The 25,902-nt window shown below is 42.0% G+C and carries 31 protein-coding genes; 6 read left to right on the top strand and 25 right to left on the bottom strand.

The window, feature by feature from the left end; translation table 11 throughout:
- Positions 1 to 11 precede the first annotated feature (11 nt).
- From FD735_RS02570 to nrdR, 13 genes are all read right to left on the bottom strand, one after another.
- Positions 12 to 1,043 carry a 3-deoxy-7-phosphoheptulonate synthase gene (locus FD735_RS02570; protein ID WP_139658397.1) on the bottom strand — a complete coding sequence of 344 codons (1,032 nt, stop codon included), beginning with the start codon at positions 1,041 to 1,043 and terminating at the stop codon, positions 12 to 14.
- 1 nt (position 1,044) lies between these two features.
- Positions 1,045 to 2,076: a 3-deoxy-7-phosphoheptulonate synthase gene (locus FD735_RS02565; RefSeq protein WP_000231307.1), complete on the bottom strand. Its 1,032-nt coding sequence runs from the start codon at positions 2,074 to 2,076 to the stop codon at positions 1,045 to 1,047.
- Between the two features lie 79 nt (positions 2,077 to 2,155).
- Entirely contained in the window at positions 2,156 to 4,669 is a 2,514-nt protein-coding gene (secA, locus tag FD735_RS02560; RefSeq protein ID WP_001284115.1) for a preprotein translocase subunit SecA, read from the bottom strand.
- A gap of 115 nt (positions 4,670 to 4,784) precedes the next feature.
- Positions 4,785 to 5,555: a DNA alkylation repair protein gene (locus FD735_RS02555; RefSeq protein ID WP_139658396.1), complete on the bottom strand. Its 771-nt coding sequence runs from the start codon at positions 5,553 to 5,555 to the stop codon at positions 4,785 to 4,787.
- A 143-nt stretch (positions 5,556 to 5,698) separates the two neighbouring features.
- Positions 5,699 to 5,989 carry a hypothetical protein gene (locus FD735_RS02550; RefSeq protein WP_000415957.1) on the bottom strand — a complete coding sequence of 97 codons (291 nt, stop codon included), beginning with the start codon at positions 5,987 to 5,989 and terminating at the stop codon, positions 5,699 to 5,701.
- Positions 5,990 to 6,121: 132 nt separating this feature from the next.
- The gene (locus FD735_RS02545) at positions 6,122 to 6,718 is read right to left on the bottom strand and encodes a LemA family protein (RefSeq protein ID WP_000812473.1); all 597 of its coding nucleotides are present in this window, start codon (positions 6,716 to 6,718) and stop codon (positions 6,122 to 6,124) included.
- 160 nt (positions 6,719 to 6,878) lie between these two features.
- The gene (locus FD735_RS02540) at positions 6,879 to 7,745 is read right to left on the bottom strand and encodes a YgcG family protein (protein ID WP_139658395.1); all 867 of its coding nucleotides are present in this window, start codon (positions 7,743 to 7,745) and stop codon (positions 6,879 to 6,881) included.
- A 312-nt stretch (positions 7,746 to 8,057) separates the two neighbouring features.
- Positions 8,058 to 8,396 (bottom strand): hypothetical protein, encoded by a 339-nt coding sequence (locus tag FD735_RS09895; RefSeq protein WP_139658394.1) that lies wholly within the window; start codon positions 8,394 to 8,396, stop codon positions 8,058 to 8,060.
- 83 nt (positions 8,397 to 8,479) lie between these two features.
- Complete coding sequence (der, locus tag FD735_RS02530; RefSeq protein ID WP_061586732.1) at positions 8,480 to 9,790, bottom strand: ribosome biogenesis GTPase Der; 1,311 nt, start codon at positions 9,788 to 9,790, stop codon at positions 8,480 to 8,482.
- A 13-nt stretch (positions 9,791 to 9,803) separates the two neighbouring features.
- Complete coding sequence (locus FD735_RS02525) at positions 9,804 to 10,517, bottom strand: NADPH-dependent oxidoreductase (protein ID WP_084856138.1); 714 nt, start codon at positions 10,515 to 10,517, stop codon at positions 9,804 to 9,806.
- Positions 10,514 to 11,410, bottom strand: a complete 897-nt coding sequence (gene dnaI / locus FD735_RS02520; RefSeq protein WP_000446487.1) for a primosomal protein DnaI — start codon at positions 11,408 to 11,410, stop codon at positions 10,514 to 10,516. The genes FD735_RS02525 and dnaI overlap by 4 nt, the downstream gene beginning before the upstream one ends.
- Positions 11,411 to 12,574, bottom strand: coding sequence for a DnaD domain protein (locus FD735_RS02515; RefSeq protein WP_139658393.1), 1,164 nt, complete (start codon positions 12,572 to 12,574; stop codon positions 11,411 to 11,413). It lies immediately after the preceding gene.
- A complete protein-coding gene (gene nrdR, locus FD735_RS02510; RefSeq protein WP_001203676.1) occupies positions 12,575 to 13,048 on the bottom strand; it encodes a transcriptional regulator NrdR in 474 nt (157 codons plus the stop codon).
- A 140-nt stretch (positions 13,049 to 13,188) separates the two neighbouring features.
- Between nrdR and FD735_RS02505 the strand changes: the two genes are divergently transcribed.
- Genes FD735_RS02505 through FD735_RS02495 form a run of 3 tightly spaced genes read left to right on the top strand, consistent with a single transcriptional unit; the run spans position 13,189 to position 14,998 of the window.
- A complete protein-coding gene (locus tag FD735_RS02505; protein WP_000119117.1) occupies positions 13,189 to 13,554 on the top strand; it encodes a GntR family transcriptional regulator in 366 nt (121 codons plus the stop codon).
- A gap of 4 nt (positions 13,555 to 13,558) precedes the next feature.
- Complete coding sequence (locus FD735_RS02500; protein ID WP_000173188.1) at positions 13,559 to 14,254, top strand: ABC transporter ATP-binding protein; 696 nt, start codon at positions 13,559 to 13,561, stop codon at positions 14,252 to 14,254.
- A 15-nt stretch (positions 14,255 to 14,269) separates the two neighbouring features.
- Complete coding sequence (locus FD735_RS02495; protein WP_139658392.1) at positions 14,270 to 14,998, top strand: hypothetical protein; 729 nt, start codon at positions 14,270 to 14,272, stop codon at positions 14,996 to 14,998.
- A gap of 31 nt (positions 14,999 to 15,029) precedes the next feature.
- On the opposite strand, the gene FD735_RS02490 is transcribed toward FD735_RS02495, so the two are convergent.
- Positions 15,030 to 15,725 carry an LrgB family protein gene (locus FD735_RS02490; RefSeq protein WP_042902664.1) on the bottom strand — a complete coding sequence of 232 codons (696 nt, stop codon included), beginning with the start codon at positions 15,723 to 15,725 and terminating at the stop codon, positions 15,030 to 15,032.
- Positions 15,722 to 16,096, bottom strand: a complete 375-nt coding sequence (locus FD735_RS02485; protein WP_000781325.1) for a CidA/LrgA family protein — start codon at positions 16,094 to 16,096, stop codon at positions 15,722 to 15,724. The genes FD735_RS02490 and FD735_RS02485 overlap by 4 nt, the downstream gene beginning before the upstream one ends.
- A 195-nt stretch (positions 16,097 to 16,291) precedes the next feature.
- Here FD735_RS02485 and FD735_RS02480 point away from each other — a divergent pair, with 195 nt between their 5' ends.
- From FD735_RS02480 to trxA, 3 genes are all read left to right on the top strand, one after another.
- Positions 16,292 to 16,672, top strand: a complete 381-nt coding sequence (locus FD735_RS02480; RefSeq protein WP_042768552.1) for a MarR family winged helix-turn-helix transcriptional regulator — start codon at positions 16,292 to 16,294, stop codon at positions 16,670 to 16,672.
- Positions 16,673 to 16,769: 97 nt separating this feature from the next.
- Positions 16,770 to 16,991 (top strand): DUF4649 family protein, encoded by a 222-nt coding sequence (locus FD735_RS02475; protein WP_000570262.1) that lies wholly within the window; start codon positions 16,770 to 16,772, stop codon positions 16,989 to 16,991.
- 15 nt (positions 16,992 to 17,006) lie between these two features.
- Positions 17,007 to 17,321: a thioredoxin gene (gene trxA, locus FD735_RS02470; protein ID WP_001029581.1), complete on the top strand. Its 315-nt coding sequence runs from the start codon at positions 17,007 to 17,009 to the stop codon at positions 17,319 to 17,321.
- A gap of 95 nt (positions 17,322 to 17,416) precedes the next feature.
- On the opposite strand, the gene FD735_RS02465 is transcribed toward trxA, so the two are convergent.
- The 10 genes from FD735_RS02465 to FD735_RS02415 all read right to left on the bottom strand — a co-directional run bounded on the left by FD735_RS02465 (position 17,417) and on the right by FD735_RS02415 (position 25,887).
- Complete coding sequence (locus tag FD735_RS02465; protein WP_000714825.1) at positions 17,417 to 18,085, bottom strand: MIP/aquaporin family protein; 669 nt, start codon at positions 18,083 to 18,085, stop codon at positions 17,417 to 17,419.
- Between the two features lie 109 nt (positions 18,086 to 18,194).
- Complete coding sequence (locus tag FD735_RS02455; protein WP_033630107.1) at positions 18,195 to 18,986, bottom strand: DUF2785 domain-containing protein; 792 nt, start codon at positions 18,984 to 18,986, stop codon at positions 18,195 to 18,197.
- 61 nt (positions 18,987 to 19,047) lie between these two features.
- The gene (locus FD735_RS02450) at positions 19,048 to 19,830 is read right to left on the bottom strand and encodes a deoxyribonuclease (protein ID WP_139658391.1); all 783 of its coding nucleotides are present in this window, start codon (positions 19,828 to 19,830) and stop codon (positions 19,048 to 19,050) included.
- Between the two features lie 28 nt (positions 19,831 to 19,858).
- A complete protein-coding gene (gene pepF, locus FD735_RS02445) occupies positions 19,859 to 21,655 on the bottom strand; it encodes an oligoendopeptidase F (RefSeq protein ID WP_139658390.1) in 1,797 nt (598 codons plus the stop codon).
- 10 nt (positions 21,656 to 21,665) lie between these two features.
- On the bottom strand, positions 21,666 to 22,409 hold the full coding sequence (locus tag FD735_RS02440; RefSeq protein ID WP_139658389.1) for a 16S rRNA (uracil(1498)-N(3))-methyltransferase: 744 nt from the start codon (positions 22,407 to 22,409) through the stop codon (positions 21,666 to 21,668).
- Position 22,410: 1 nt separating this feature from the next.
- Positions 22,411 to 23,361 (bottom strand): 50S ribosomal protein L11 methyltransferase, encoded by a 951-nt coding sequence (prmA, locus tag FD735_RS02435; RefSeq protein ID WP_139659093.1) that lies wholly within the window; start codon positions 23,359 to 23,361, stop codon positions 22,411 to 22,413.
- Between the two features lie 137 nt (positions 23,362 to 23,498).
- Positions 23,499 to 23,972: a GNAT family N-acetyltransferase gene (locus FD735_RS02430; RefSeq protein WP_000614682.1), complete on the bottom strand. Its 474-nt coding sequence runs from the start codon at positions 23,970 to 23,972 to the stop codon at positions 23,499 to 23,501.
- 58 nt (positions 23,973 to 24,030) lie between these two features.
- Positions 24,031 to 24,399: a hypothetical protein gene (locus FD735_RS02425; protein WP_000575303.1), complete on the bottom strand. Its 369-nt coding sequence runs from the start codon at positions 24,397 to 24,399 to the stop codon at positions 24,031 to 24,033.
- The gene (locus FD735_RS02420) at positions 24,396 to 24,824 is read right to left on the bottom strand and encodes an NUDIX hydrolase (protein WP_000401982.1); all 429 of its coding nucleotides are present in this window, start codon (positions 24,822 to 24,824) and stop codon (positions 24,396 to 24,398) included. Before FD735_RS02420 ends, FD735_RS02425 begins: the two co-directional genes overlap by 4 nt.
- Before the next feature lies 1 nt (position 24,825).
- A complete protein-coding gene (locus tag FD735_RS02415; protein WP_000719509.1) occupies positions 24,826 to 25,887 on the bottom strand; it encodes a site-2 protease family protein in 1,062 nt (353 codons plus the stop codon).
- Between the last annotated feature and the right edge of the window lie 15 nt (positions 25,888 to 25,902).

Raw genomic sequence — 25,902 nt, 5'->3', positions numbered from 1 at the left:
ATCCTTTTCACTTATTTTGTTAAGGTAGTATAAATTTCTTCTACCAAAGCTACTGTATTTTCCCAACCTAGACAAGGGTCAGTTATGGAGCAACCAAAGACCTCTGGTTGATTCTGGCGCCCATCTGCTAGGTAAGATTCGATCATAAAGCCTCGAACCGTCTTTTTAATCTTTTCATTCCAGTCACGATTCAGCAAGGCTTGACGAACAATGCGAACTTGTTCCATATACTGCTTGCCTGAATTGTCATGATTGGTATCGATGATAATGAAGGGATTTTCAAGCCCCATGGTCTCATAACGATTGATGGCATTTAAGAGGGTTTCATAGTAGAAGTTGGGTTCATTTTTGCCGTATTCGTTCATGGCACCACGAAGGATAACGTGGGCCAAGGGATTTCCTGAAGTTTCCACTTCTTGACCGTGGTAAAGGAAGGTTTGCTTGTTTTGAGCCGCATAGATGGCATTAAACATGACCCCAAGATTTCCAGATGTTGGATTTTTCATCCCAACCGGAGCATCAATCCCAGAGGCTACAAAGCGGTGTTCCTGGTCTTCCACTGAACGAGCCCCTACAGCATGGTAGCTGACCAGATCATCAACCAAAACGAGATTTGACGGATAAAGCATCTCATCAGCTGTCGTCAAGCCCGTCTCGGTAATCACTCGGTAGTGTAGCTGACGAACAGCCTGCAAACCATTGATGAGACTAGGCGCTTCGCTGGTATTTGGTTGATGAATCATTCCCTTATAGCCATCTCCATTGGTACGAGGTTTAGCCGTATAGACACGCATCACGATAAAGATTTTATCCGCAACTTTTTTCTGCAAGTCTGCTAAGCGACGAGCATATTCGAGTACTGCTTCTTCATTGTCAGAAGAGCAAGGCCCCATCACCAAAAGGATTCGATCATCCTCACCCGAGATGATAGCTGCTAACTCTCTATCGCGGGCTTCTTTCTTTCGCAAGGCTTCAGGTGACAACTGGGTCACAGCCTTGATTGCTTCAATATCAATTTCTTGACCTTTTTCGATAAATGCCATCTTACTCTCCTAGCGTTTGGTAAATTTCGCGAACAAGTGCTTCTGTGTTGTCCCATCCTAGACAAGGATCCGTGATAGACTTGCCAAAAACTTCTGGCTCATTTTGACGTCCATCTTCCAGATAGGACTCAATCATAAAACCACGAACGTATTTCTTGATTTTCTCATTCCAGTCACGGTTAATCAAGGTCTGACGAACGATACGGATTTGATCCATGTACTGCTTGCCTGAATTGTCATGATTGGTATCGATGATGATAAATGGATTTTCCAAGCCCATCTTTTCATACTGATCAATGGTATCCATCAAATTGTCATAGTAGTAGTTGGGAATATTTTTCCCGTATTCATTCAAGGCACCGCGAAGAATGGCGTGGGATAATGGATTCCCTGTTGTTTCCACCTCTTTTCCGAGGAAAAGGAAACTCTGTTTATTTTGCGCTGCGTAAATCCCGTTAAACATAACATTGAGATTTCCAGATGTTGGATTTTTAAATCCTGTTGAAAAATCTGCCCCACTCGCTACAAAACGGTGCTGTTGATCCTCTACAGAACGAGCTCCAACAGCCATATAAGAAATCAAATCATCCACCAACGGAAGATTTTCAGGATAAAGCATCTCATCCGCTGTTGTCATACCCGTCTCGGTAATCACGCGGTAGTGGAGCTGGCGAACAGCCTTGATCCCATTGATCAGGCTAGGAGCTTCTGTCGCATTTGGTTGATGAATCAAGCCCTTATAGCCATCTCCATTGGTACGAGGTTTAGCTGTATAGACACGCATGACCATAAAAATACGGTCTTTGACCTCTTCTTGCAAAGCAGATAGACGCTTGGCATACTCGAGAACCGCCTCTTCATTATCAGATGAACATGGTCCAATCACCAAGAGAATACGCTGGTCTTCCCCACGGATGATGGCTTCCAATTCCTGATCACGTTGATTTTTTCTCGCAAGAGCCGCTCCCTCTAATTTAGACAAGGCGCGAACTTCTTCAATGTTAATTTTAGGACTTTTAGCTTTAAATACCATGATTCATCTCCTTATAAAGCAAACGGACACCAAGCAAAAAATGATTTTTACCAGGTATCCGCCTGTATCTTATCTCATATTATTGTCTCTTACCATGACAGTTCTTGAATTTCTTACCTGACCCACATGGGCATTGGTCGTTTCGTCCGATTTGGCTCAAGTCCAAATCTTCTGGAAGGCTTGCCTGCTGCGCTGCGATATTACGAGTCGCAGTTGTACTGATATTGTGTTCAGTTTGCGGACGTTCTTGTTCATGGATTTGTGCTTTCATCATCAAGCGGGTCACATCGAATTCAATCGATCCAATCATGTCGTTAAACATGCGGAAACCTTCTGCTTGATATTCTACAACAGGGTTGTTTTGAGCATATCCACGAAGACCAACAGCATTTCGCAACTGGTCAAGAGCATCGATATGGTCTGTCCACTTGTTGTCTACAACACGTAGAATCAAGACTTTTTGGAATTCTTTCACTGCATCTTCGTCACGAAGCTTAGCAACTTGGCTGTCATAGACTTTCAAGGCACGTTGGAAAAGTTCATCTTTGATAGCTTGGTCTGACAGACCTGCAAGGTCTGAACGGCTAATTGAATCTTCTGGAAGCAAGTTATACTTAGCAAAGTTCAAGATTGCTTCCAATTTTTCATCTTCCTTAGAACGTGCATGTGCATCCACGATACGTCCAATGGTACGACGAATCATAGCATGGATTTCTGGTGCCAAGTCACGATCTGCAGTAATGACATCATAACGTTGTGCATAGATGATTTCACGTTGTTCACGCATAACATCATCGTATTGAAGGACTTGTTTACGAGTGTCGTAGTTGTTTCCTTCGACACGTTTTTGAGCTGCTTCAACTTGACGCGTTAACATGCGAGATTCGATGGCTTCATCAGACATGTTGAGTCGTTCAAAGACACCTTTCAAACGTTCTGAACCGAAACGTTTCATCAAATCATCTTCAAGAGACAAGTAGAATTGTGACTCACCTGGGTCTCCTTGACGCCCTGAACGTCCACGAAGCTGATTATCAATACGTCGACTTTCGTGACGCTCTGTACCAATAACGCAAAGACCACCAAGTTCACGAACCCCTTCACCAAGCTTGATGTCGGTACCACGACCGGCCATGTTGGTTGCGATGGTAACGGCACCACGTTGACCAGCGTTCATGATGATTTGCGCTTCTCTATAGTGGTTCTTCGCATTCAAGACTTCGTGAGGAACACCTGCTGCTACCAATTTCTTAGAAAGAAAATCACTCGTTTCAACGGCAACTGTACCTACCAAGACCGGCTGACCTTTTTGGTAACGAGCTTTTACATCTTCAACAACAGCCTTAAATTTCGCATCAAGACTTGCATAGAGAAGGTCTGAGTGGTCGATACGTTGAATTGGACGGTTGGTTGGGATTGGAATAACACGAATGTTGTAAATTTCGCGGAATTCTTCTTCTTCTGTTTTACCAGTACCTGTCATCCCTGCCAATTTCTTATACATACGGAAGAGGTTTTGGTAGGTAATAGAAGCTGAAGTCTTTGTCTCGTCTTGGATTGGTACACCTTCTTTTGCTTCAATCGCTTGGTGCAAACCATCAGAGTAACGACGACCTTCCATGGTACGACCTGTAAATTGGTCGACGATCAAGATTTCCTGCTCTTCACTAACCACATAGTCGATATCGAGAATCATGATATAGTTGGCACGGAGGGCATTGTCGATAAAGTGAGTAAGAGCTACATTTTCAATGTCGTAGAGATTTTCTAGTTTGAAGTAGCTTTCAGCCTTGTCAATACCAGAATCTGACAAACCGATCGTCTTAGACTGAACGTCAATGATATAGTCGTCCTTGTCCAAAGATTTCACGAAGTGGTCCGCCATATGGTAGAGTTGGCTTGTTTCAACTGCATTGGCACCTGAAACGATCAATGGTGTACGAGCTTCGTCGATCAAAATTGAGTCAACCTCATCGACCAAGGCATAATTGAGTGGACGTTGCACCATGTTTTCTGCACGAACGACCATGTTATCACGCAAGTAGTCGAAACCAATCTCTGAGTTGGTTGAGTAGGTAATATCACAAAGGTAAGCCTCTTTTTTCTCCATTGGAGATTTAGCTGCCAAGTTGATCCCTACTGACAAACCGAGCCATGAGTACAACTCACCCATTTCAGTCGCGTCACGTTCTGTTAGGTATTCATTGACTGTAACTACGTGAACCCCTTTACCTGCAAGGGCATTGAGGTACACTGGCATAGTCGCTGTCAAGGTCTTCCCTTCACCGGTACGCATCTCTGGAACGTCACCATGGTGAAGAACAATCCCACCCATGACCTGAACCTTATAAGGGAAAAGCCCAAGGACACGTTTTGCAGCTTCACGAACTACCGCAAAAGCCTCATAGAGCAATGAATCAAGTGATTCACCCTTGTTGTATCGTTCTTTAAATTCGTCAGTTTTTGCTTTTAGTTCTTCGTCTGACATTGCAGCCATTTGGCTCTCATAGTTAAGAACCTTATCAGCCATCTTTTCCAGACGACGAAGTTCTCCTTTATCATTTTCAATAATCGTTTTTAAAATATTAGCCATGATTTTCCTTACTTTTTATTCTGAATATTTTAGAATGTTCTTTTAATTTTAGCATATTTACCATTATTTTTCAAGAAAGAATCCTTAATTTACAACGGAAAAGGCCAGCTGAAATTCAGCTTTTTTTGCATAAATCTTCTGCGGCTCTTTTTTTGTTTTTTGTTCGAGATGCATGCTTGATGATCCAAGCACAACTTGGACTTAGCTCCTCCTTTTGCCAAGTTTGAAGAATCCTTTCAAACTTATCAGGATCTTCCTTGTACAAATCATTTAGATTATTGGCTACACTTTTTTGAATAGACTTATCTCTATCATCCTTTAGATTGGTCAAAATAGTGGTGAAATCCTCAAGATAATCCAATACCACGGTTTGTCTCTTAGCCCAAGGCAGACGGATACGCATGCACTCGCTGGCAAGTCTACGAACGCGCAAGTTTTCATCCTGACTCCATTCTAACAGCAAAGTCATTGTAGCCTTAGGATAGCGAGCCAGCAAAGGTCTCATAGAAAATTCTCCAGTAAATCGCTTGGTTAGTTCCTTACTAAAGGCCGCGCTCAATTCAAATTCCTTATCCCCATATAGCTCTACATATTTTCCGATTGGCCAAAGCCAATATCCTTCTGAGAACATACCTAAACCACCCTCTAACTCGGGACCCAAAATTTTCTCAAAAACCTTGAGAGAGTCCTGATAAGATAGGGGAAGACAATCTTTGATACTTTTAGCCAAGAGTTCTTGACGCTGGCTAAACTCCAACTCTTCCAAGTCTTTTTCTAACAACAACCTAAACTTTCGCTCATCAAATGCAGGGGACGCTTCTTTCAACCGTCGACTCAAATCCCTAGCATAAGCCAAGTCATAATAATCTTTTACTTTTTTAGCCATTTTCAAATCCCTTAATCTTCTTTTTACGGGACTTATTATATCATACAGACAGCCCGTCAACAAAATTATTTTCATATCTCCAACTATTTTAACAAGAAAGAAAAAAGGACTAGAAGCTAGTCTAGTCCTTCATTTTTTAATGTTTAATTTCCCAAGAATATAGGCAATATCCCAAAATACCAAAAGAGATTGATCCAGAAGGCCAAGCAAAAGATGATGCCAAAGATGAGAAGACTGATTTTTTTAATCAGCACGGAGTATAGGATGGATAAAACTCCAAAAACCACAAAGAGTTTTTTCATAACGAAATAATATACTGAAACTCCTCCTATTTGCCAATCCCAAGGAAGGAAAAACATGAGGAACCAGAGAAGGCAAATCGTAAGAATATATCTCTTGTAGTGCGCTTCAAGAAAGGCTTTTGTTTTCTCCATAGCAAACCTCCATTTGAGTCACTGTCTCTTCCCTTTTATTATACCAAAAAAACCTGGAAAAAGCTTTCCAGGTTCGGGTTTGAAATCACTAGTCCTACTAGAGAAATTCCTTTATTCATAGGCTGATTCACTTTATTGACTTGATGAAGATGTTCCAAAATCGACCTTAGGAACTGTCTTGGCTTCTTCTGTTTCTTTAAAGGTTTCAGCTTCTTTGAAGTTCATCATATTCGCAAAAAGCACGGTTGGAAAACTTCTCAACTTTTGATTGTACTCAGCTGCAACCTTATTATAGTCCTTGCGTGCTACAAAAATACGATTTTCACTGCCTGAAAGTTCGACCATTAGTTGCTCAACATTTTGATTGCTCTTGAGTTCTGGATAATTCTCCGTTAAGGAAATCAAGCGGGAAAGAGCTGAGCTCAACTCTCCCTGAGCCTTTTGGTTTTCTTCCGAAGTTACTGAGCTACTACCGATTTTAGCTCTAGCATCCGCAATCTTGGTAAAGACTTCGGTTTCATGATTCATTTGTCCTTTAACGGACTCCACCAAGTTACCAATCAAGTCCGAACGACGTTGGAGGGCTGTCGAGACATCAGCCTGAGCCTGCTCCACCTTAGTCTGTTCACCAACCAGACCATTATAGGTCGTCACCGCGGAACAACTTCCCAGTACTAGTAGTCCAAAGAAAATCGCTACTATTGAGAGAATTACTTTATTTTGTTTCATATCAAAACCTTAACACTTTCTTTTATCAACTTTTCTGAGAAAATACTCAGACTTTAAATCAATTTCCCAAACTTTGCTTTTATTTTTAATTAAGGAGTGAACTCTTGCAAAGGAGTCACCTTACTGTATGGAAAAATCGGTTTGAGCAATATATGATTACTCACCAGTCATCAGACGAACCGCCACCATCGAAGCCACCGCCGTCCCAGCCTCCAGATGAGTCGGAGCCTGAGTCAGACCAAGAGGAGCCCGAATCAGACCAAGAGGAACCTGAGTCTGATGAGTCACCGCCCCACCAGCCACCGCCAGAACCATCTCCACGTGAACCACGACCACCAAATAGAAATCCGATAATCATCACGATGAAGTAAATGAGAACTCCAAATACGATAACTCCGTCGCTCGAACTGCTTTTTCGATGACGTCTCGAAGAACTACTCTCACCAGCATACCTTTCAAGTTCCCTTAAGCGACTAGAGTTGGTAGTATAGTCGTAACTACTTTTAGAACTTGAAGCAGTCGTACTCGATCCACTATAGAACATGTAGTTGAGATTGTTTGCTATAGAAAGAACTCCATTGCTGTAGTCTCCCTTTTGAAAGTAAGGTCGTGCTGTTTTCAAAAATCTATTGGTCTGATAGTCAGTGATCTTACTGGCCACATTATTACTGGTTTCAATCCGTGATTTTCTATCCTCAACAGCGACCACAATCAAGGCGCCGTTGTTGTCTCCCGAGTAGCCAATCTTCCAAGCTCTAGCTGTTTCGTTGGCGACAGTCTCGATTGTTTCTCCATCTAGGCTTTTCACAACGTAAACGCCCATCTGGAATTTTTCTGATTTTTTACTATTGACATTGTTCAATCCCCGAATCTGACTTATAGTCTCATCCGTTAGATAGTGATCCGGGTCATAGATCCCGTACTCAGGTTTTTCAGGTGCTGTGAATGCTGACAAGAAGAGAAAGACCATCAGCAACCCAAGCAAGCGAACCAACAAACTATGTTTAAATAATCTGCTTTTTTTCATAATATCCTCCCTGATAAAGGAAAATTGATTTAAGGAATTATAGCATTTTGATTTTTACAAAGAAAGTGCATTTTCATTACAAATAGATTACAAAATCTAGGAAAATGATTGAATTTTGATGACAGATTCTCCTCCAATTTGACAGCTTCTTTTATCCCCTCTTAGATAGAAAAAAAGAAGACTATGAAGTCTTCTTTCAATTTATTTTTATAGGAAAACAAGCAAGACTTACTTGCGTTTTCTCGCGATCAGGTGAATCGGTGTTCCCTCAAAAACAAAGGCTTTTCGGATTTGATTTTCGAAGAGTATAAATCAATGCCTTCCCGTTTTAGACTTCCCTAGTTCCCGTCTCAAGCGAAACATTTTTTTGAAAAAGATGTAGTCTAGCCAGTCACTGCCTAGAGATATGACTATCAACAGCAACCAAACACCGCAAACACTCGTATCTGATACATGTTTGAGAACAATAGGGAAAAATAAGAATGAAAAAATTGTCAGATTCAGGCTAAACAGAGCTAAAATAGAAAAATAAATCCAGTAGAAATAGTAGATGATGGAGAAAAACCTACTGTTTCTGTCAGCATTGTCTATCCAATAGAAAAAGCAAACGCAAGGAAATAAGACTATCAATTGGTTAAACGACAGTTTCATTATCGACACCTCTCTTTGACAGCGTTTTCTTCACCTTCATTCTATCAAAAAAATCTGGAAATGTCATTCCAGATTCTACTTTTTTATTTACGTTTTCTTGCAATGAGATGGATCGGTGTTCCCTCAAAGACAAAGGCCTTGCGGATTTGATTTTCCAAGAAACGCAAGTAAGAGAAATGCATGAGTTCTTCTTCATTGACAAAAATGACAAAGGTTGGTGGCTTGGTTGCCACTTGGGTAGCGTAGAAAATCTTGAGGCGTTTTCCTTTGTCTGTCGGTGTTGGGTTGATAGCAATGGCATCCATAATGACATCATTCAAGACAGCTGATGGAATCCGTGTGTTTTGACTCTCGCTAATTTGCTTGATCATCTCAGGCAGTTTATGGAGACGTTGCTTGGTCAAAGCGGATACAAAGACAATCGGTGCATAAGGCAGGTATTGGAACTGCTCACGGATGTCTTCTTCCCAGTTCTTCATGGTATGGTTGTCTTTCTCAAGAGTATCCCACTTGTTGACCACGATGATCATTCCTTTACCCGCTTCGTGGGCAAATCCTGCGATACGCTTATCGTACTCACGAATACCTTCCTCAGCATTGAGGACCATCAAGACCACGTCAGAACGGTCAATAGCACGCATAGCGCGCATGACAGAATATTTCTCCGTATTTTCATAGACTTTACCAGACTTACGCATACCAGCTGTATCAATCATGGTAAATTCTTGTCCATCCGTATCTGTAAAGTGGGTATCAATGGCGTCACGCGTTGTTCCAGCTACTGGACTAGCAATCACGCGGTCTTCTCCCAAAATGGCGTTGATCAAACTTGATTTTCCAACGTTAGGACGACCAATCAAGCTAAATTTAATCACGTCTGGATTTTCTTCTTCGACTTCGTGTGGTAGATTCTCCACAATGGCATCCAGCACATCACCCGTACCGATACCGTGGACAGACGAAATTGGCAACGGTTCGCCCAATCCTAGTGCATAGAAATCAAAGATATCATTTCGCATCTCAGGATTGTCAACCTTATTTACAGCAAGGATAACAGGTTTATGGGTTTTATAGAGTTTACGGGCTACGTACTCATCCGCATCCGTAATTCCTTCTTTCCCAGACACCACAAAGACGATGACATCGGCTTCTTCCATTGCAATTTCTGCCTGGTGCTTGATTTGCTCCATGAATGGAGCATCGACGTCGTCAATCCCTCCAGTATCAATCATACTAAAGGAACGATTGAGCCACTCACCCGTCGCATAGATACGGTCACGTGTCACACCCTCGACATCTTCTACGATTGAGATCCGCTCACCAGCGATTCGATTAAATAGGGTTGATTTCCCAACATTGGGACGTCCCACAATGGCAATAGTTGGTAAGGCCATGTTTTCTCACTTTCTACAATAACTTTTTCTGTTCTAGATTCTTCCGAGTTGAACGAGGTTCGGCTTGACCAAACTGCTCTGCCAAACGTTGACTCCAAGAGGTCGACGCACGCGCACCAGCATAGTCTGCCTGTACTTTGTCATAGTCCAAAATCGCCGCTACTGGCTGTTCTTGGTATTCTTCTTCAAATACCACTTGGTTCAAAGGCAGTCTTGGTTTGACCTCGTGTTGTTGATCTGGCACGCCAAGGGCAATCCCAAAAACAGGGTAGGTATAGTCAGGCAGGTTAAAAAGCGCTGCCACTTCTTCTGACTTGTAACGGACTAAACCGATGATAACACCACCATATCCCAGACTCTCCGCTGCAAGCAAGGTATTTTGACCAGCAAGCGCAGCGTCCACAGACGTGATAAGGAGACCTTCCACTCCTTGAGGTTGAAAAGTGTCCGTATGAAGGCTTGCTCCCTTTTCAGCTCGATTCAAGTCACCAACAAAGAGCAAAAAGGCTGCTGACTGGCGAATGGCTTCCTGGGGAACCAGTTCATAAAGAGCATCTTTCTTCTCTTGACTGCGCACAAGAATCACAGAGTAGGATTGGAAATTTTTCCAAGACGACGCCATTTGTCCAGCAGTCAAAATCTCTTCCAAGTCTGCCTGAGGAATCTCTTGCTCCTTAAAGCGACGAACTGAAGTATGAGCTTTCATCAGTTTAATGGTTTCTGTCATCGGCGATTTTCTCCTTCTAGTCTTGTCTCCTCAGCCAAATAACGGATTCGTTCCATAACCCGTCTAGCTTCCCAAGTCTCATCATTTCCATTCTTTCCTTTGGCAAAATGTTTTTCCAAATCTTGGAAATTAAAGTTGGAAGTAAAGAAGGTTGGCAAATCTTCCTGCATGCGGTACTGAAGAATGACTTGGAGAATCTCATCACGCACCCAAGGAGTCGACTGCTCTGCACCAATATCATCCAAGACCAGAACTTCTGCTAACTTGATGTCATCCACCAAGGTCTTCACAGAGCCTTCACCGATGGCATTTTTCACATCAATGACAAAACTTGGATAATGGAGAATAGTTGTTGATGCCCCACGTTTTTCAGATAGGTCATGAGCTAAGGCTGCCATCATGAAACTCTTTCCAACACCAAAATCTCCGTAAAGATAGAGGCCTTTTCGGATACTTGGGTAAAGGTCAACAAAGGAATAGAGTCTCTCAAAAATCGGCAAGCGTCCTAGATCATCCAGGTCAATCTGAGCCAATTTCGCTTTCTTGAGACTGGCTGGTAGATTGATCAACTTAAGACGATTCTTAATTGCAGCCTCTTTTTCTGCTGCGATTAGTTCTGGTGTTTCTTCATAAGACACATCCGCATAGCCGTGATTCATAACCAAGATAGGCTTGTAGCCACGCGCTATATAGTCCGCATCCCCACGAAGAAACTTATCCCGTTCTGTGATATATTGGTTGAACTTGGAGATGCTACGATTCAACTCCTCTGGACTGAGGGATTCTTTCTGGATAAAAGCCGCTACATCGGGGTCCTTCATGATCTGCTGGACCAAGTCCTGATACTGAAAACGACTTGTCTGACGTTTGATTACATCACCAACGCTTTCCATCTAGTCTCCTCCTTCTTCTAATCGGGCTAACATTTCTTGTTTTTTACGTTCTAGTTCCAGACGAGTTTCCTCACTGGTTTGATTCTTGTATTCGGGATTGCTCCACTTGGGAACATTTGTCTTAGTCGAGCTAGTTTTCGATTTTTGGTCTTCTTGGCCTTTTTGCTGACGTTCTCGAATCCGAAGCACAGCTTCTTCTGCTGTTCGAATTTTTTGATAAGCATAGTCATTTGCGACCTTCATGGCATATTTTTCATTGACATTAGCCGAATCAACCTTGTTAAAGGTTAGAAGCAAGACGATATTGATGACTTCGTCCAACAAGCCTAAAGACGCCATCTGGTGAAGGAGTTCTCTTTCACTTTGGGTGATGTTTCCCTTACGTGTTTGCTTGATTTCGGCTAAAAATTCTAGAGGAGTTTTATTTTTGGCTTCCCTGATAATGGTCATTTCTTTGGAGCTAAAGTCAGAAGATGCTGGTTTTTGTGCTATCTTTTCACGCATGCGTTTGACTGAAATAACCTGAGCCACCGCTGTCGCCTTAGCTAATTGATAGGTTTCAAACCAGGTCCATTTTTTTTCGTCTGCGATGGCAAACAATTCCAAAACATCTGCCTGCTCGTCTTCAAAACGCAAGCCATCTCGAGCCATCAGCCGCTGGAAATGTTCCAAATCAAAATCGTTTTTTAACTTGCTTTTAGACTCGCTTGGTGTCACTTCTTCAGTCAGGGTTGGAAATACTTGACTCAAAGAAACAGAGAAAGCTTCCCCCTCACTTGGAGCCTGCTTCATAGCAGAAACAGCTGTATCCCCAATCTTTTTCTCCAATAATCTACTATAGACAGAATGACTTAAAAAATCCTGACTGGAGAGGGGAGAATGAAGCTGCAATTCATAAGTTTCCCCCTTTTGATAAAGGGTCAATAAATCCAAAGCAGATAAGATTTTAAAGGATTGGAGCAAGGTCGGCATGCCAAAGTTTAAGTGGTTGAGGATGTGGGAAAAGAGGTGTTCCTTTTGTCCACCATCCCAAAAGGTAATGGCATATAGATAGAGGCTCAGTGCCTCCTGACCGATAATCGGGAGGTAGCACTGCACCAGAGAAGAGGTATCTTGCGACACCCGATTATTCTTTAGAAAAGAAAAACGGTCATTTGGCTTCATTTATTTTTCCTTTTTCTTTTTTGAGGACTGGGTGATTTGCTGGAGCAGACTCTCCAACTCACTCACATCCTTAAAGCTACGGTAAACACTGGCAAAACGAACATAGGTAATCTCATCAAGCTCTGCCAATTCTTCCATGACTAAAGACCCAATGTATTCGCTTTGGATCTCATTCTCACTGCGACTACGGAGTTTTTGCTCGATGCGATTGACCACCATGCCGATTTCATCACTCGAAACAGGGCGTTTCTGGGCTGAGCGAATAATCCCATTAAAGATTTTATCTCTCGAAAACTGCTCTCGTGTACCGTCTTTTTTGACGACAACCAGCGTTCTTTCTTCTACTCGTTCATAGGTTGTAAAACGATGCTGACACTCGTCGCACTCACGTCTTCGACGGATGGTATTTCCTTCTTCGGCTTGTCGACTATCAACAACACTAGACTTGGTAGCCCCACATTTTGGACAACGCATGCATTTCCCTCCTTGTCGTTTTCTTTTCATTATACCATTTTTTGAGCAATTCCCAAAACAATTCTTATTTTTACTTGACAAGTTTTTTGTTTTATTGTATTATTTAATTAGAACAAAGAAGACAAAGAAAGGAGACTATGATGTCCTGGTCATTTGATAATACAAAACCGATTTATTTACAGATTATGGAAAAAATCAAATTACAGATTGTTTCCCATGAACTGGAACCTAACCAACAGCTCCCAACCGTGAGAGATTTGGCGAGTGAGGCTGGGGTCAATCCCAATACCATTCAGCGCGCCTTGTCTGACCTCGAACGTGAAGGATTTGTATACAGCAAGCGGACAACTGGTCGATTTGTCACCGAGGATTTAGACCTCATCCTTCAGTCCCGCAAACAACTTTCCGAGGAGCAACTGCAACAATTCGTCTCTTGCATGCTTCAATTTGGCTACAAAAAAGAAGAACTGCCAAATGTATTAAGCGACTATATTAAAGGAGTTTAAGACTATGACACTACTAGCACTTGAAAATGTAACAAAATCATATGGAGCAACCGCGGCACTTGACAATATCTCACTAGAAATCTCAGCCGGAAAGATTGTCGGGCTCCTTGGACCAAACGGATCCGGGAAAACAACCCTAATCAAACTAATCAATGGCCTCCTTCAACCAAATAAAGGACGTGTCCTCATTAACGGACAGGATCCAAGTCCTGCTACCAAAGCGATCGTTTCCTATCTGCCAGACACAACCTACCTCAATGAAGAGATGAAGGTTAAGGATGCTCTAACCTATTTTAAAACCTTCTATCAGGATTTCAATCTCGAAAGAGCCCAACACCTTTTAGCCGATCTCGGTATTGATGAAAACAGTCGCCTCAAGAAACTATCAAAAGGAAACAAGGAAAAGGTCCAACTCATCTTGGTTATGAGCCGTGAAGCCCGCCTCTACGTTCTGGACGAACCAATCGGAGGCGTGGATCCGGCGGCCCGTGATTATATCCTCAATACCATCATCAATAACTACTCACCAACTTCTACGGTGCTGATTTCAACCCACTTGATTTCAGATATTGAGCCAATCTTGGATGAGATCATCTTCCTCAAAGACGGGAAAGTCGTCCGCCAAGGAAATGTTGATGATATTCGTTACGAGTCAGGTGAATCAATTGACCAGCTCTTCCGCCAGGAATTTAAAGCCTAAGCAAAGGAGATTATTATGTTTTGGAATCTAGTTCGTTATGAATTTAAAAATGTCAATAAATGGTATCTGGCACTATACGGTGCTGTACTTGCAATTTCAGTTTTGATTGGAGCTTTTATTAGCAGTCTTAGCCAGAGTTACAATCCTAACAATGCTGCTTATTTCATCTTCTTTTTAGTACTAGTTTTTGGAGGACTCAGCGTCACTCTTTGGATTGCAACAATCTTTTTAATCATCCGAAGATTCAAGGGTAGTGTTTATGACCGCCAAGGGTATTTAACCCTGACCTTGCCTGTCTCTGAGCACCAAATCATCATCGCAAAACTTTTAGGTGGTCTTGTCTGGTCTATCTTAAGTTATATTGTTTTTATCTTGAGTATATTGATTATCTTCTTCTTAACACCTATAGAAAAAGACTTCACTGCCCTCTATAACTTCATTTCCCCTTATCTCAGCTACGGCTGGCTGTATGCCCTATCACTGTTTGTCGGTTCAATCGCATGGATTTTATCCATTTACCTCTCCATTTCTATCGGGCAACTCTTTAACGAGTATCGAACAGCCATGGGAATTCTAGCCTATATCGTCATTGCCATCGTCATTGGTTATGTTTCTCTCTTCTTCAGAATTGAAAATGACTTTAACGTGATGGCTGGTACAGAAATCTTGCGCGATCTCTTTTTATCGGCTATCTACTATCTCGGAACCTACTATATCTTGAAAAACAAGGTTAATTTGCAATAAAAAATGCCCAGCTAGAAAGCTGGGTTTTTCTTTAACTCAATATCAAACTGGCTACGATGGGGCTGACAAAGACGTAGAGAATACCAGTGACACCGATAGCCAAGCCACCCATGGCTCCTGCTACCGATCCGTATCGAAAGGCGGTTCCCGTTCCGACAGCATGACCTGTTCCTCCAAGAGAAAGTCCCACAGCCACTGGGTCATCGATCTTCAACCATTTCAAAAGGGTTGGTCCGATTACACTAGTTAGAATCCCAGTTGCCACTACGACGACCAAGGTTACAGTTGTTAATCCTTGCAATTTTTCTGTGATTCCCACTGCCATGGCGGTTGTCACTGACTTGGGAAAGAGAGAAATGGCTAGGAAAAAGTCCATGCCAAATATTTTCGCTACTATGGCAGTGAAACAAGTATTGACAACTACTGCTAACAGACTACCAAAGAGAATACTCCGAGCATGATGCTTCATCAGGTGAAAACTCTTATAAAGCGGAATCCCTAAAGCCACGGTCGATGGGACAATCAAGTTGTTCAGATAAACCCCACCTTGGTAATAATCTTGATAAGAAATACCCGTCGCCTTAAGGAAAATAATGATAAAAATGGCTGACAAAAGCAGGGGCGTTGTCAATGGATGGGGAAAACGTCTGTAAATCAGCATTCCTACTAGATAGGCTAGGATAGATAATGCAATCCCAAATAGAGGATTGGAAACAAATTCGCTCATTTGGCATCTCCTTTCTCATAATCTCCCTCAAATCGTCTCTTGATAAACTGAACCACTAGAGCGATGAGGATAATATTGATGACAGCCGCAAAAAAGACAATCAAGACGATAGGCAAAAGATAAGGAGCAATCACATCAAACTTTTCCATGATACCCACTGCTGGTGGCAAAAAGAGAATGGTCATATTGGCCAGCAAGAAATTCCCGACCATATTGACATGTCTGGTTCTCAGCCACTTGAACTGTAAGGCTAGAAAGAGAATAATCAAGCCGATAATACTGCCTGGGATGGGCAGATGAAAGAAACTAGAAATTCCCTCTCCGATAAGAGAAATCACAAAGAGAATCATTAATTGAACATATAATTTCATCCTAAACTCCACGAAATAGACTTCTTGCATACCAGTTTACTCTTTTTTCAGAAAATTTCAAGGAAATATTGAAATTCTTCTCTCTTGCAAGGATTAGTTAAAAGTAGTATAATCATTGCATGCGCAATCATCTTGTATTGTAGAGACAATCAGTAATGACTTTGTGACTTTACTTTGAAAAGAAAGGAGAAAGCAATGACCTATTTGGAAAAGTGGTTTGACTACAACCGCCGTCAAAAGGAAATGGAAGCCTTGTTGGAAGAAACTATTGCCCAGCAGAGCGAACAAAGGTTGACCTTGAAAGAGTTTTACCTACTCTACTATCTGGACCTAGCCGATGAAAAATCTTTACGACAGATTGACCTGCCCGATAAACTCCATCTCAGTCCGAGCGCTGTTTCTCGAATGGTGGCTCGCCTGGAAGAGAAAAACTGTGGTTTGCTTAGTCGCAGATGTTGCGATCAGGATAGACGGGCTAGCTTTATCTGCCTGACTGACGAGGGACAGACAACCTTAGCTTACCTGCAAAAGGCTGTCGAAGAAAGACTGGAGACGAGTCTTGATTTCATTTCATAATCAGATTTTTTAAAAAAGTTGCGTGCGCAATCATTTTTCTTGACATTCCTCTTTTCAAGGAGTACAATAAAGTCAAGATCGAACAAAGGAGTTTTATATGATCGAAATTACTTATCTAGACGCCAGCAAGCAAGAGAGGACCATGACTTTCGAGTCTTACCAAGACTTTGAACGTTCTCAACATGCCTGCCTCATCGGCGTCGCAGACTACTACCCTGTCCAAAAATTAACTTACAACGGTCATGATTTGGACTACCATGGGACTTATGGAGATGTCTTCTTCTATCTCATGAAACAAGATTTAAGCCAATATAACTAAAAAAGGAGAAATACAATGGCAAAAGCAATTACAGATGCAACATTCGAACAAGAAACAAAAGACGGTTTGGTCTTGGTAGACTTCTGGGCAACTTGGTGTGGTCCATGTCGTATGCAAGGTCCAATCTTGGATAAATTGTCTGAAGAACTTTCAGAAGATGTCTTGAAAATTGTTAAAATGGATGTTGATGAAAATCCAAACACAGCTCGTGCCTTTGGAATCATGTCTATCCCAACCCTTCTCTTCAAAAAAGACGGCCAAGTGGTGAAACAAGTTGCAGGTGTTCATACTGCAGAACAAATCAAGGCCATCGTTGCTGAATTGAGCTAATCACGAAACACTCCCATTCCAAAAGGGAGTGCTTTTTTGTTTGCATAGAAAAAGCCCTGTTCCTCAAACTGAGAACAGGACTCTTTTTTCGTTTCTTATTCTTCTGTTCCAAGGAAGTTTTTCGCAACAAGAGCTGCAAGAACACCACCAACGATTGGAGCAAGGATGAAAATCCATACTTGTTGAAGGGCTGCGCCACCTACCAAGACAGCAGGTGCCAAGCTACGAGCTGGGTTTACTGAAAGGCCAGTAATGTTCAATCCCACAAGGATCATCGCCATCAATGACAAGCCGATTACCAAACCAGCGATTGCGCCATTTCCTTTGCTTGCTGATGTTACAGTCATGATAACCAAGACAAACAAGAAAGTTGCGATAACTTCAAACAAGAAACCTCCAAAGACAGTGACACCGTTTGCCAAGGCGTTTTCACCAAGGCTAGCAGTTGACATGCCTGAGTTAGACAAGAGGAAGAATACTGCAGCTGACGCAAGGAAAGCTCCAACTACTTGTCCAAGGATGTAGTTTACAAGTTCTGAAGATGACAAACGTTTGTTTACAAACATAGCGATCGAAACCGCTGGGTTCAAGTGAGCACCTGAAACAGTTCCGATTGAGAAAGCTGCAACCACAATTGCTAAACCAAAGGCAAAAGCAATTCCAAGGTGTCCAAGGCCATTAAGACCATTTCCAAAAACAACAGCTCCTGTTCCAATGAACACAAGCATAAATGTACCGATTAATTCAGCAACAAATTTTTTCATGATAAGTCTCCTTTTTTCAAACTATGTATTAGTCTATCAAAAGAAGGAAAGGGTTTCAAGAAAATTGACTGGAAAGTTCTTTGAAAATCATAAAACGACTCGCTTATCCTTAGTACTGAAAGGATTGAATGGCTTCTTTCAAGGCATCTTGTAAACTATTTTTCTGGTCAAGTTGGATATAGACTTCCAATAGACAGGATCTGAAGTTGGAAAATTTATGGAAATCATTTACTTCTTTCAAGGGAAATTCGACTGTTTGCAGCCAAGCAGTGAGGAGAGAAGGTTCGATTTTCCCTCGTAAGATTGGTTCATAAAACGCTCTGGCTAACCGCCAATCTTCATCATTTGTAAAACGAATCTCAACACGTTTAAAGATTTTCCCAATGATTTCAAATGCTTCGGCTATATCTGACTTTGGAAAGCTAGGGTGGCATATAACTTCCGTCAAGAGATCAGCTCCATGCGCAAAAGCGTGAACCCAACCATACTGACTTGAAAAACCTGTCGTATCCTTTTCTTTTTTTAGGTAATACAAACCTTGAGACAGCATAGCATTTCTTATATCAGCTTTTAAACCTTTATAGAAAAGAGAGTGCTCGTTACCATCTGCAGACAAAAGATTGGCATAAATAAGCGCCCTAAAAGAACGTTTAAGAGCCGAAACTCCTCTACTATCAATCTCTTTGTATAGACCTTCATCAGAGGAGACCTCTTCTGAGATAAACTGAAACTGCTCAAGGGAAAACAACTCTTCTTGAATCCCTCTAGCCAAACTCGTAAAAACAAGTTCGTCTCGAATTTCTGGAGAGGGATCTCCCAAATGCTCGATCAACCACTGAATTTCTTCTCGGCTATAGCTTGGTTTTTCTTCTGTCACTTTTCTTTGTAATTTTTTACGCATCTCAAGTACCTCTACATTTCTAGCAACTGTTCAAAAAACCAGCCCAAGATAACTTTCTGTCTTATTCTCTTTTAGATGGACGTTTTCCTGCTGCAATCGCATCTGCTTCTGTCATCTCAACAACGTTAGCTTTATTCGTTTTTGAAGGCATTCTATCCTTACTATACCAATAAACTTTTGATTTCCCATGGTCTGCAACATAGACAATTCTATCTTGCTGTTGAGCTTTGGTTTCAGCTTCACGCGCAGCTCTTTTTTCTTCTTCTTTTTGAGAAATTAACGACTCAACTGCACCTATTCTATCAAGCAACTCTGTCTTTTTATCATTATTTTCAATCTGATTAACTGTTTCTTTAGCAGACTTCACTTGACTCGCATCTTGACTGTCTTCCAATTGTTTGACTAAGGTTTCACCTTTTTCTTGCAACTCCTTTGCAGCTTTTTCTTTGGCAATTCTCTCTTCTTCTGCTTTTTCTTTAGCTTTTTTCTCTTCTTCGATTCGTTTTGCTTCCTCTATACTAGATGAAGTATCCGTGGTTGAAGCTGTCGAAGTAGTAGATGTCGCAGTCTGCATAGTTTCTGATTGAGAGGATGAAATTTTCTTTGTGACTGTTGGAGTTTGAAGAGCAACTGCAACAAAACTGACAATGAAAATCCCGATCATTAGATTTCTTTTTCGAATATCTGGTGCTTTCTTTACAAAATACCAAATACCAACTCCGCTCAAAACAAGATAGAGAGTAGGTAGAGCAATCAACAAAATGATTCCCAACAAAACTAGACCAATTTTGATAAAATGCATTCTTTGGGGATCTTGCTCTAGCCATTCTTTGATTCTATTCATATTATTCTCCTAAAATTTGCCCATTTCCCTACTCTCCCAACTGGGCACTGTAGGTCATAATCTGGTCAACTGTGTCAGACAGGAATTGGATGGTATCACGGAGTGGTTTGTCTGTTGAGATATCCGCTCCGATAATCATGGCTGATTCAAGTGGTGTCTTGCTACCACCTGACTTAAGAAGATTGAGCCAATCTTCAGCTCCAGTTTCTGAATGTTTCAAATGAAGGTAACCCGCAGTCGAGATAACAAGACCAGCAGAGTAAGTGTAACTATACAAGCCCATGTAGTAGTGGGCTTGTCGCATCCAAGTCAAGGCCGCATCGTCGTCAATTTCAATAGCATCTCCCCAGAAATCTGTCAAAACTTCCTTCATAATGCTGTTGAGCTTGCTTGCTCCAAAGGTTTCTCCCTCTTCAATCAATGTATAAACCTTACGCTGGAAGGCTGCTTCCAAGAGGTGAGTAATGAAGTTATGGAAGTAGGTATCTGTCAAGCGGTGAGCAAGGGCAAATCGTTTTTGACGTGGGTCATCAGACTGGTGCTCCAAATAATCACTTAAAAGCAATTCATTGAAGGTTGATGGAGCTTCGACATAGTAGGTCGACATGTGGGCGTTGAAATAGCTCTGGTGGTTGTCTGAAAAGATAAATTGACCAGAATGCCCGATTTCATGAATCAAGGTATAGACATCGCTCAAACGGCCTGTCCAGCTCATGAAGACATAAGGGTGCACGCGATATGGATCCGCCGCATAACCGCCAGAATCCTTGCCACTATTGGCAGCGAAGTCCACCCAACGTTCTTCTTGATAGCGAGCAACTTCCTGACAATATTCTTGTCCCAAAGGTTCTACTGAATTCATGACCAAATCATAGGCATCATCAATAGTCACTTCAGGATTAAGGGCGCTGTCCAAGTCCAATTTCCAGTCTGCAAAAGTCATCTTTTCAAGACCATTGACCTTGGCAACATGCTTGAGGTATCTCTGAGCGACTGGCGCAAAATCCTTCATGATAAGGTCAATCTGGCGGTCAAACATGGCACGATCTACTTCCTGCTCAGCTAGGAGATAATCAAAGACTGAGTCGTAGCCCTTCATATCTGCCAAGAGTTTTTCAGACTTGACTTGGGCTAAATAGGCTGCTGCTGCCGTATTTTGGTGCTTACGAAGTCCCTCTGAGAAGGAACGGAAGGATTTCTCACGAACCTCAGCGTCCTCGTGGTTTTGGTAGAAATTCTCATAAGTCACAAAGCTGTTTTTGTAGGTCTTACCATGGGCTTCAAAGTCAGCCATTTCGAAATCCCCAGCTCGCATCTTAGTATAGATGTCCTGTGGACTATAGAAAACTTCACCGAGATTGGTCAAGACCTTCTCAACATCTGCCCCGAGATAGTGGGCTTTTTTGATTTTAGCTTGACGAATGGCAGCTGTCAAATGTGGCAATTCACCCAAACGGTCCAAGACTTCCTCATCTGCAGCGACTAAGGCATCGTCAAAGAAGGTCAAGGCTACACTGGCATCTGTTTCAAATTCCATCCCAGCTTGGGCGATATTAGCGAACTCTTCATTGCTATAGTCTGTCGTCTGAGGCATAAAGGCATAATTGCCGATATGGCTCATCTGGATATAGATTTGTTCCAATTCTGCAAAGGCCTTTTCAAAATCCTCAAAAGTGTGAAGATTGCCCTTGTAGTCACGGCTAAATTGGTTAATATCTTCGCGAGCTTTCTCGATTGCACGCAAGAAATCCTCACGGTCTTGGTATAGGGCAGTTAAATCCCAAAGTTCCTTCTCTTGGAATTCTGAACGGTTTTTTTGTTCCATTTTCTTCCTCTTATTTCTCTAATTCTAATAAAACACTAAGAGCTGATAAAGCATAAAGTGGTGCTGTTTCTGCTCGCAAGATGCGAGGTCCTAGGCCTGCCAAGACGGCTCCTTTAGATTCAAAACTTTCAATTTCTGCAGGTGAGAGACCGCCTTCTGGGCCAAAGATAAAGAGCAATTTGGCTCCTTTTTCAAGACCAGTGACTGCTTGTAAGAGCGCAGCGGCTTCTCCCTCTTTTGCTGATTCTTCATAGGCCACTACAATAGAGTCAAACTGGTCCAGCTGGGCTAGAAAATCTGCTTTTTTCTCAAAAAGCTGAATACTTGGAACGATATTACGTTTACTTTGTTCTGCTGCTCCAAGGGCGATTTTTTCTAGTTTTTCAACCTTTTTGCCCAATTTCTTACCATCCCACTTGGCAACGGACCAGTCTGCAGGAAAGGCCCAGATTTGACTGGCTCCCAGTTCCGTCACTTTTTGAGTGATGAACTCTAGCTTGTCTCCCTTGGGAAATCCAGATGCAATGGTCACTTGGACTGGCAGTTCTACATTGTCAGCTAATTCTTCGAGCAATTCAAACTGACGGGCTTCCACATTTAGCACGCGCGCCAAACGCTTAATGCCATCCTCAAAGACCAAAATAACCTCATCATCTTCTTTCAAGCGCATGACCTGAAACATGTGCTTGCTGGTTTCCTTGTCCTCGATGGTGACTGGCGAGGTAGCATTACCCTTGACAAAATACTGCTGCATGCTAGCCTCCAATCACACCTGAAATATCCTTGGTCTTCTTAAAGACGCAGGCATTCCATTCCCCTTGAATCATGTGGGTTTCAAGGAAAAATCCAGCCGACTCAGCCGATTCGCGCACCATGTCCCACTTGTCCTTGATAATGCCACTCATGATGAGATAGCCTTCGTCCTTGACCAAGCGATAAGCATCATCCGTCAGATGAATGAGAATATCCGCCAAGATATTAGCTACGATGACATCTGCCTCGATCTCTACCCCCTTGAGCAAATCACCTGCCGCTACATGGATATTTTCCATGCCAGGGTTGAGCTCAATATTTTCCTGAGCCACACGAACCGCTACATCATCCAGGTCGTAGGCGAAGATTTCCTTGGCACCTAGAAGTGAGCTAGCAATGGAAAGTACTCCTGAACCAGAACCCACATCTAGCACCGTTTCGCCACCACGAAGGACCTGCTCCAAGGCAAAGAGGCTCATCTTGGTCGTTGGATGGGTTCCAGTCCCAAAGGCCATACCAGGATCCAGCTTGATAATCTTTTCTCCCGCAGTCGCCTCATAGTCCGTCCAAGACGGCACGATGGTCAAGTCATGAGTAATGCGAGCTGGTTCATAATATTTCTTCCAGTTGTCTGCCCAGTCTTCCTCAGCCAAGTCAGTCGTGCCCATCTTGACCTCTCCTAGATCCATAAAGTCTGTCAATTCTGCCAGGCGAGCCTGCAAGTCTGCCTCAACCACTGCCACATCAACCGTATCTGGATAGTAGGCTGTCACTATGATTTCTTCTTGTTGCTCAACCTCTGGGAAAATCTCACCAAAACGGTCGACATTCCCCACATAGTCCATACTGTCTTCAATCGCAACACCTTGCGCTCCCAGCTCAATCAAGAGATTAGAGACCAGCTCCTCTCCCTCACGCTTCACTGTAACTTTTAACTCTTGCCATGTTTCCATCATTAAGATACCAAGCCCGTAAAACACAAAGCCAAAATAGGAAACTCTCTGAAGACGCTTGTGTCTAAGAGAAGTTTATCTTTTTGGCACAGTGTTTAGGGCGGGTTCAGTTTAGAAATGTAACCGAACCATCCTTTCTATTTGTCAATCAATTTTTTCATGTAAACCATATCCATACCTTCTTTTTCAGGCTCGATATGGGTTTGACGGTAGCCATTTTTCTCATAAAAGGCGACCATGCCCGCATCCTGTAATACCGTACACAAATCCCACTGTTTAATCGTTGGAAATTCCTTTTCCAGTAATCTCAATCCCCCAGAACCATAACCTTTTCCTTGATACTGGGGCAAAATCGCTGCCGTTCCCAACCAAGCCTCCGTCAATTCCTCATTGGTCTGAACTCGTAAAAATCCGATATTTTCGTCCTTTTCTTTCACAAAGTAGTAATAGCTATTGGGACGCTCAACCAATTTCCACTTGATTCGTTCACGATTCTCTAGGTAGGGATCATACTCATCTTGATATTTCTCATAGACAGCCTTAAAGCTAGCTCTTTGAATTGCAATTACGGTTTCTAAATCCTCTGCTCCTGCTCGGATAATCTGAATCATACTAATACCTCCAAATTCACTCTCTCAACTCGCTTCCTACGCTCTTCCACACGCTGTTTTACTGACCCTTAAATTCCTCAATCACATCTGTATAGTGTTCTTTCATTGCGCTATGAATCTGCTGTTTAAAAATACCAAACGTAAGATAATAAACAAATAGAACAATTCCTGCAAGCAGTATCAAAAATAAAAAATATACTGAAAATGAAAGTGGTTGAGTATTCTCAACTTGTAAAGACAGAACATACAGTAACCCCCAGATAACAGCCATAGAAATTCCTGCTACTTTAATGCCACCTTCCCTTTGTTTTTTTAACTTTAAATATTCCATATAGATGAATGTAGCTTCTTCTCTAGAATATTGTCCAGTTTTTAGTTTGCGTTTAACTTCCTTGTTTAACGTCGTTGTTGCAATTGCAAAAATCATTTTACTTCCTCCAAATATTCCCTCAATCTTCCTTGCAACTGAGGTACTGCCTGTTTAGAATTTAGAAATTCCTCAATGCTCATCAGTTTATAGCCTTGTCCTTCATCACCAAAGACGATACTATCAAACTGTTCCTGCCTTAACTTGCCAACTAGAAAGACGGATTCTTTTCCCTCAAAAAGCATACTTGGGTAAACCTTACTCCAAAGCAGACAATCCTCAGTCAGATGAATTCCTAGTTCTTCGTAAACTTCACGCGCCGCGCACTCAAAAGGACTTTCATTCCCCTCACGGCCACCACCTGGTAACTCCCACATATTGGGCCAAGGAATGCTGGGCTTGTCATCGCGTAAGATAGTTAAAATCCTATCCTCACAAAAGAGGGCAATTTTGCAACCTGTGAAATCAGAAATTTCTATTTCCATATCAAACTCCTTCGGATAATTCTTTCTCCAACTCTGCTAACCAGCTTTCATAATAACGTTTCTCATCCCGCACCAAACGGCTGGTCACCTTGTTTTTTCTAGCAATTTTTATAGCCTTGTCAGTCTGTTCCATATCTTTCTTTACCAGAAATTGATACCAGGCTTGCATTATCTGCGTATCTGTCATTTTTAGAGACAAAAAGGATTTAACGCTTCGAATACTTGCATATTGCTCCGCTTTCTCATGATCTCCTTCAAGCAAGGCAATTTGAAGAAGGTATAATTGAGAAAGAGTTTTAGACATTGGATTATCAGTTCTATCTAATAAAGACTGAAAGTGTTTTTTGGCAGTCTCTATCTGACTATCGAATATGAAAACTAGTCCCTGAAAAATCTGAATGCTTTCTGCAAAACTCCCTTTCGCATCCTCAGCAACAGGCATGATAAAGTCTTTCAAATCATATTCTTGAGGAGCTAGCAAGGTCTGGGCAGAATGCCTCAACACCGAGTAGGCGTATTTGGTATTTTCAGGCTGTTGTAGCAATTCCCAAATTTTCGCTCCATCGGTAATCCCAACTGGCTTTGCATTGATGAGAAGAAAAGATAGATTTAGACAAATCCAAGTAGCTGCAAAATACCAGTTAGCTGTCAAAAATCCATACAATATCGCCAATAAAATCAAGCTAAGATGAACTATCAAGCCGCCTGCAAGCATCAGGATGATTCTTTGGTCGCTTTCATCTTCTTTCAATCCAATATACTGAGCGCCAACATTTTTCAGAACAGCTGTTCGGCTAAGAGAAAACTTGCCTAACTTTTTGGTCAAAAGAAAATTCCCTAATCCAAAAGCCACCAGTCGATAGCCTGTCAGGTAACCGCAAAATGCATGTCCCAGCTCATGAAGGATAAATATCAGATAGATGCTGAAAAAAGTAAATAGGTAGCCTGGAACAAAGACAAACGAAAAATCTAACTCTTTAAAGGCAATTGTCCCAAAAGCAAATCCTAGCATCAAAAAAACAAAGGACAGACCAGAGATAAAAGACAAACCTATTTTCTTCATATACTTCCTCGCTAG

This window comes from Streptococcus sp. 1643, assembly GCF_006228325.1.
GTDB lineage: Bacteria > Bacillota > Bacilli > Lactobacillales > Streptococcaceae > Streptococcus.
Note: the sequence above shows the minus strand (reverse complement) of the source record. Positions and strands in the feature narration are given on the sequence as shown.

Coding starts and splice junctions, on each gene's coding strand:
- FD735_RS02485 (WP_000781325.1), bottom strand. CDS start 16,096: ATGAAATTATATGTTCAATTAATGATTCTCTTTGTGATTTCTCTTATC.
- nrdR (WP_001203676.1), bottom strand. CDS start 13,048: ATGCGTTGTCCAAAATGTGGGGCTACCAAGTCTAGTGTTGTTGATAGT.
- FD735_RS02425 (WP_000575303.1), bottom strand. CDS start 24,399: ATGATTTTTGCAATTGCAACAACGACGTTAAACAAGGAAGTTAAACGC.
- secA (WP_001284115.1), bottom strand. CDS start 4,669: ATGGCTAATATTTTAAAAACGATTATTGAAAATGATAAAGGAGAACTT.
- FD735_RS02420 (WP_000401982.1), bottom strand. CDS start 24,824: ATGGAAATAGAAATTTCTGATTTCACAGGTTGCAAAATTGCCCTCTTT.
- FD735_RS09895 (WP_139658394.1), bottom strand. CDS start 8,396: ATGAAACTGTCGTTTAACCAATTGATAGTCTTATTTCCTTGCGTTTGC.
- FD735_RS02465 (WP_000714825.1), bottom strand. CDS start 18,085: ATGAAAAAATTTGTTGCTGAATTAATCGGTACATTTATGCTTGTGTTC.
- FD735_RS02415 (WP_000719509.1), bottom strand. CDS start 25,887: ATGAAGAAAATAGGTTTGTCTTTTATCTCTGGTCTGTCCTTTGTTTTT.
- FD735_RS02500 (WP_000173188.1), top strand. CDS start 13,559: ATGACACTACTAGCACTTGAAAATGTAACAAAATCATATGGAGCAACC.
- der (WP_061586732.1), bottom strand. CDS start 9,790: ATGGCCTTACCAACTATTGCCATTGTGGGACGTCCCAATGTTGGGAAA.
- FD735_RS02540 (WP_139658395.1), bottom strand. CDS start 7,745: ATGAAAAAAAGCAGATTATTTAAACATAGTTTGTTGGTTCGCTTGCTT.
- FD735_RS02555 (WP_139658396.1), bottom strand. CDS start 5,555: ATGGCTAAAAAAGTAAAAGATTATTATGACTTGGCTTATGCTAGGGAT.
- FD735_RS02505 (WP_000119117.1), top strand. CDS start 13,189: ATGTCCTGGTCATTTGATAATACAAAACCGATTTATTTACAGATTATG.
- FD735_RS02480 (WP_042768552.1), top strand. CDS start 16,292: ATGACCTATTTGGAAAAGTGGTTTGACTACAACCGCCGTCAAAAGGAA.
- FD735_RS02475 (WP_000570262.1), top strand. CDS start 16,770: ATGATCGAAATTACTTATCTAGACGCCAGCAAGCAAGAGAGGACCATG.
- FD735_RS02525 (WP_084856138.1), bottom strand. CDS start 10,517: ATGACAGAAACCATTAAACTGATGAAAGCTCATACTTCAGTTCGTCGC.
- FD735_RS02570 (WP_139658397.1), bottom strand. CDS start 1,043: ATGGCATTTATCGAAAAAGGTCAAGAAATTGATATTGAAGCAATCAAG.
- prmA (WP_139659093.1), bottom strand. CDS start 23,361: ATGGAAACATGGCAAGAGTTAAAAGTTACAGTGAAGCGTGAGGGAGAG.
- FD735_RS02550 (WP_000415957.1), bottom strand. CDS start 5,989: ATGGAGAAAACAAAAGCCTTTCTTGAAGCGCACTACAAGAGATATATT.
- pepF (WP_139658390.1), bottom strand. CDS start 21,655: ATGGAACAAAAAAACCGTTCAGAATTCCAAGAGAAGGAACTTTGGGAT.
- dnaI (WP_000446487.1), bottom strand. CDS start 11,410: ATGGAAAGCGTTGGTGATGTAATCAAACGTCAGACAAGTCGTTTTCAG.
- FD735_RS02440 (WP_139658389.1), bottom strand. CDS start 22,409: ATGCAGCAGTATTTTGTCAAGGGTAATGCTACCTCGCCAGTCACCATC.
- FD735_RS02545 (WP_000812473.1), bottom strand. CDS start 6,718: ATGAAACAAAATAAAGTAATTCTCTCAATAGTAGCGATTTTCTTTGGA.
- FD735_RS02430 (WP_000614682.1), bottom strand. CDS start 23,972: ATGATTCAGATTATCCGAGCAGGAGCAGAGGATTTAGAAACCGTAATT.
- FD735_RS02490 (WP_042902664.1), bottom strand. CDS start 15,725: ATGAGCGAATTTGTTTCCAATCCTCTATTTGGGATTGCATTATCTATC.
- FD735_RS02455 (WP_033630107.1), bottom strand. CDS start 18,986: ATGCGTAAAAAATTACAAAGAAAAGTGACAGAAGAAAAACCAAGCTAT.
- FD735_RS02515 (WP_139658393.1), bottom strand. CDS start 12,574: ATGAAGCCAAATGACCGTTTTTCTTTTCTAAAGAATAATCGGGTGTCG.
- FD735_RS02495 (WP_139658392.1), top strand. CDS start 14,270: ATGTTTTGGAATCTAGTTCGTTATGAATTTAAAAATGTCAATAAATGG.
- trxA (WP_001029581.1), top strand. CDS start 17,007: ATGGCAAAAGCAATTACAGATGCAACATTCGAACAAGAAACAAAAGAC.
- FD735_RS02565 (WP_000231307.1), bottom strand. CDS start 2,076: ATGGTATTTAAAGCTAAAAGTCCTAAAATTAACATTGAAGAAGTTCGC.
- FD735_RS02450 (WP_139658391.1), bottom strand. CDS start 19,830: ATGAATAGAATCAAAGAATGGCTAGAGCAAGATCCCCAAAGAATGCAT.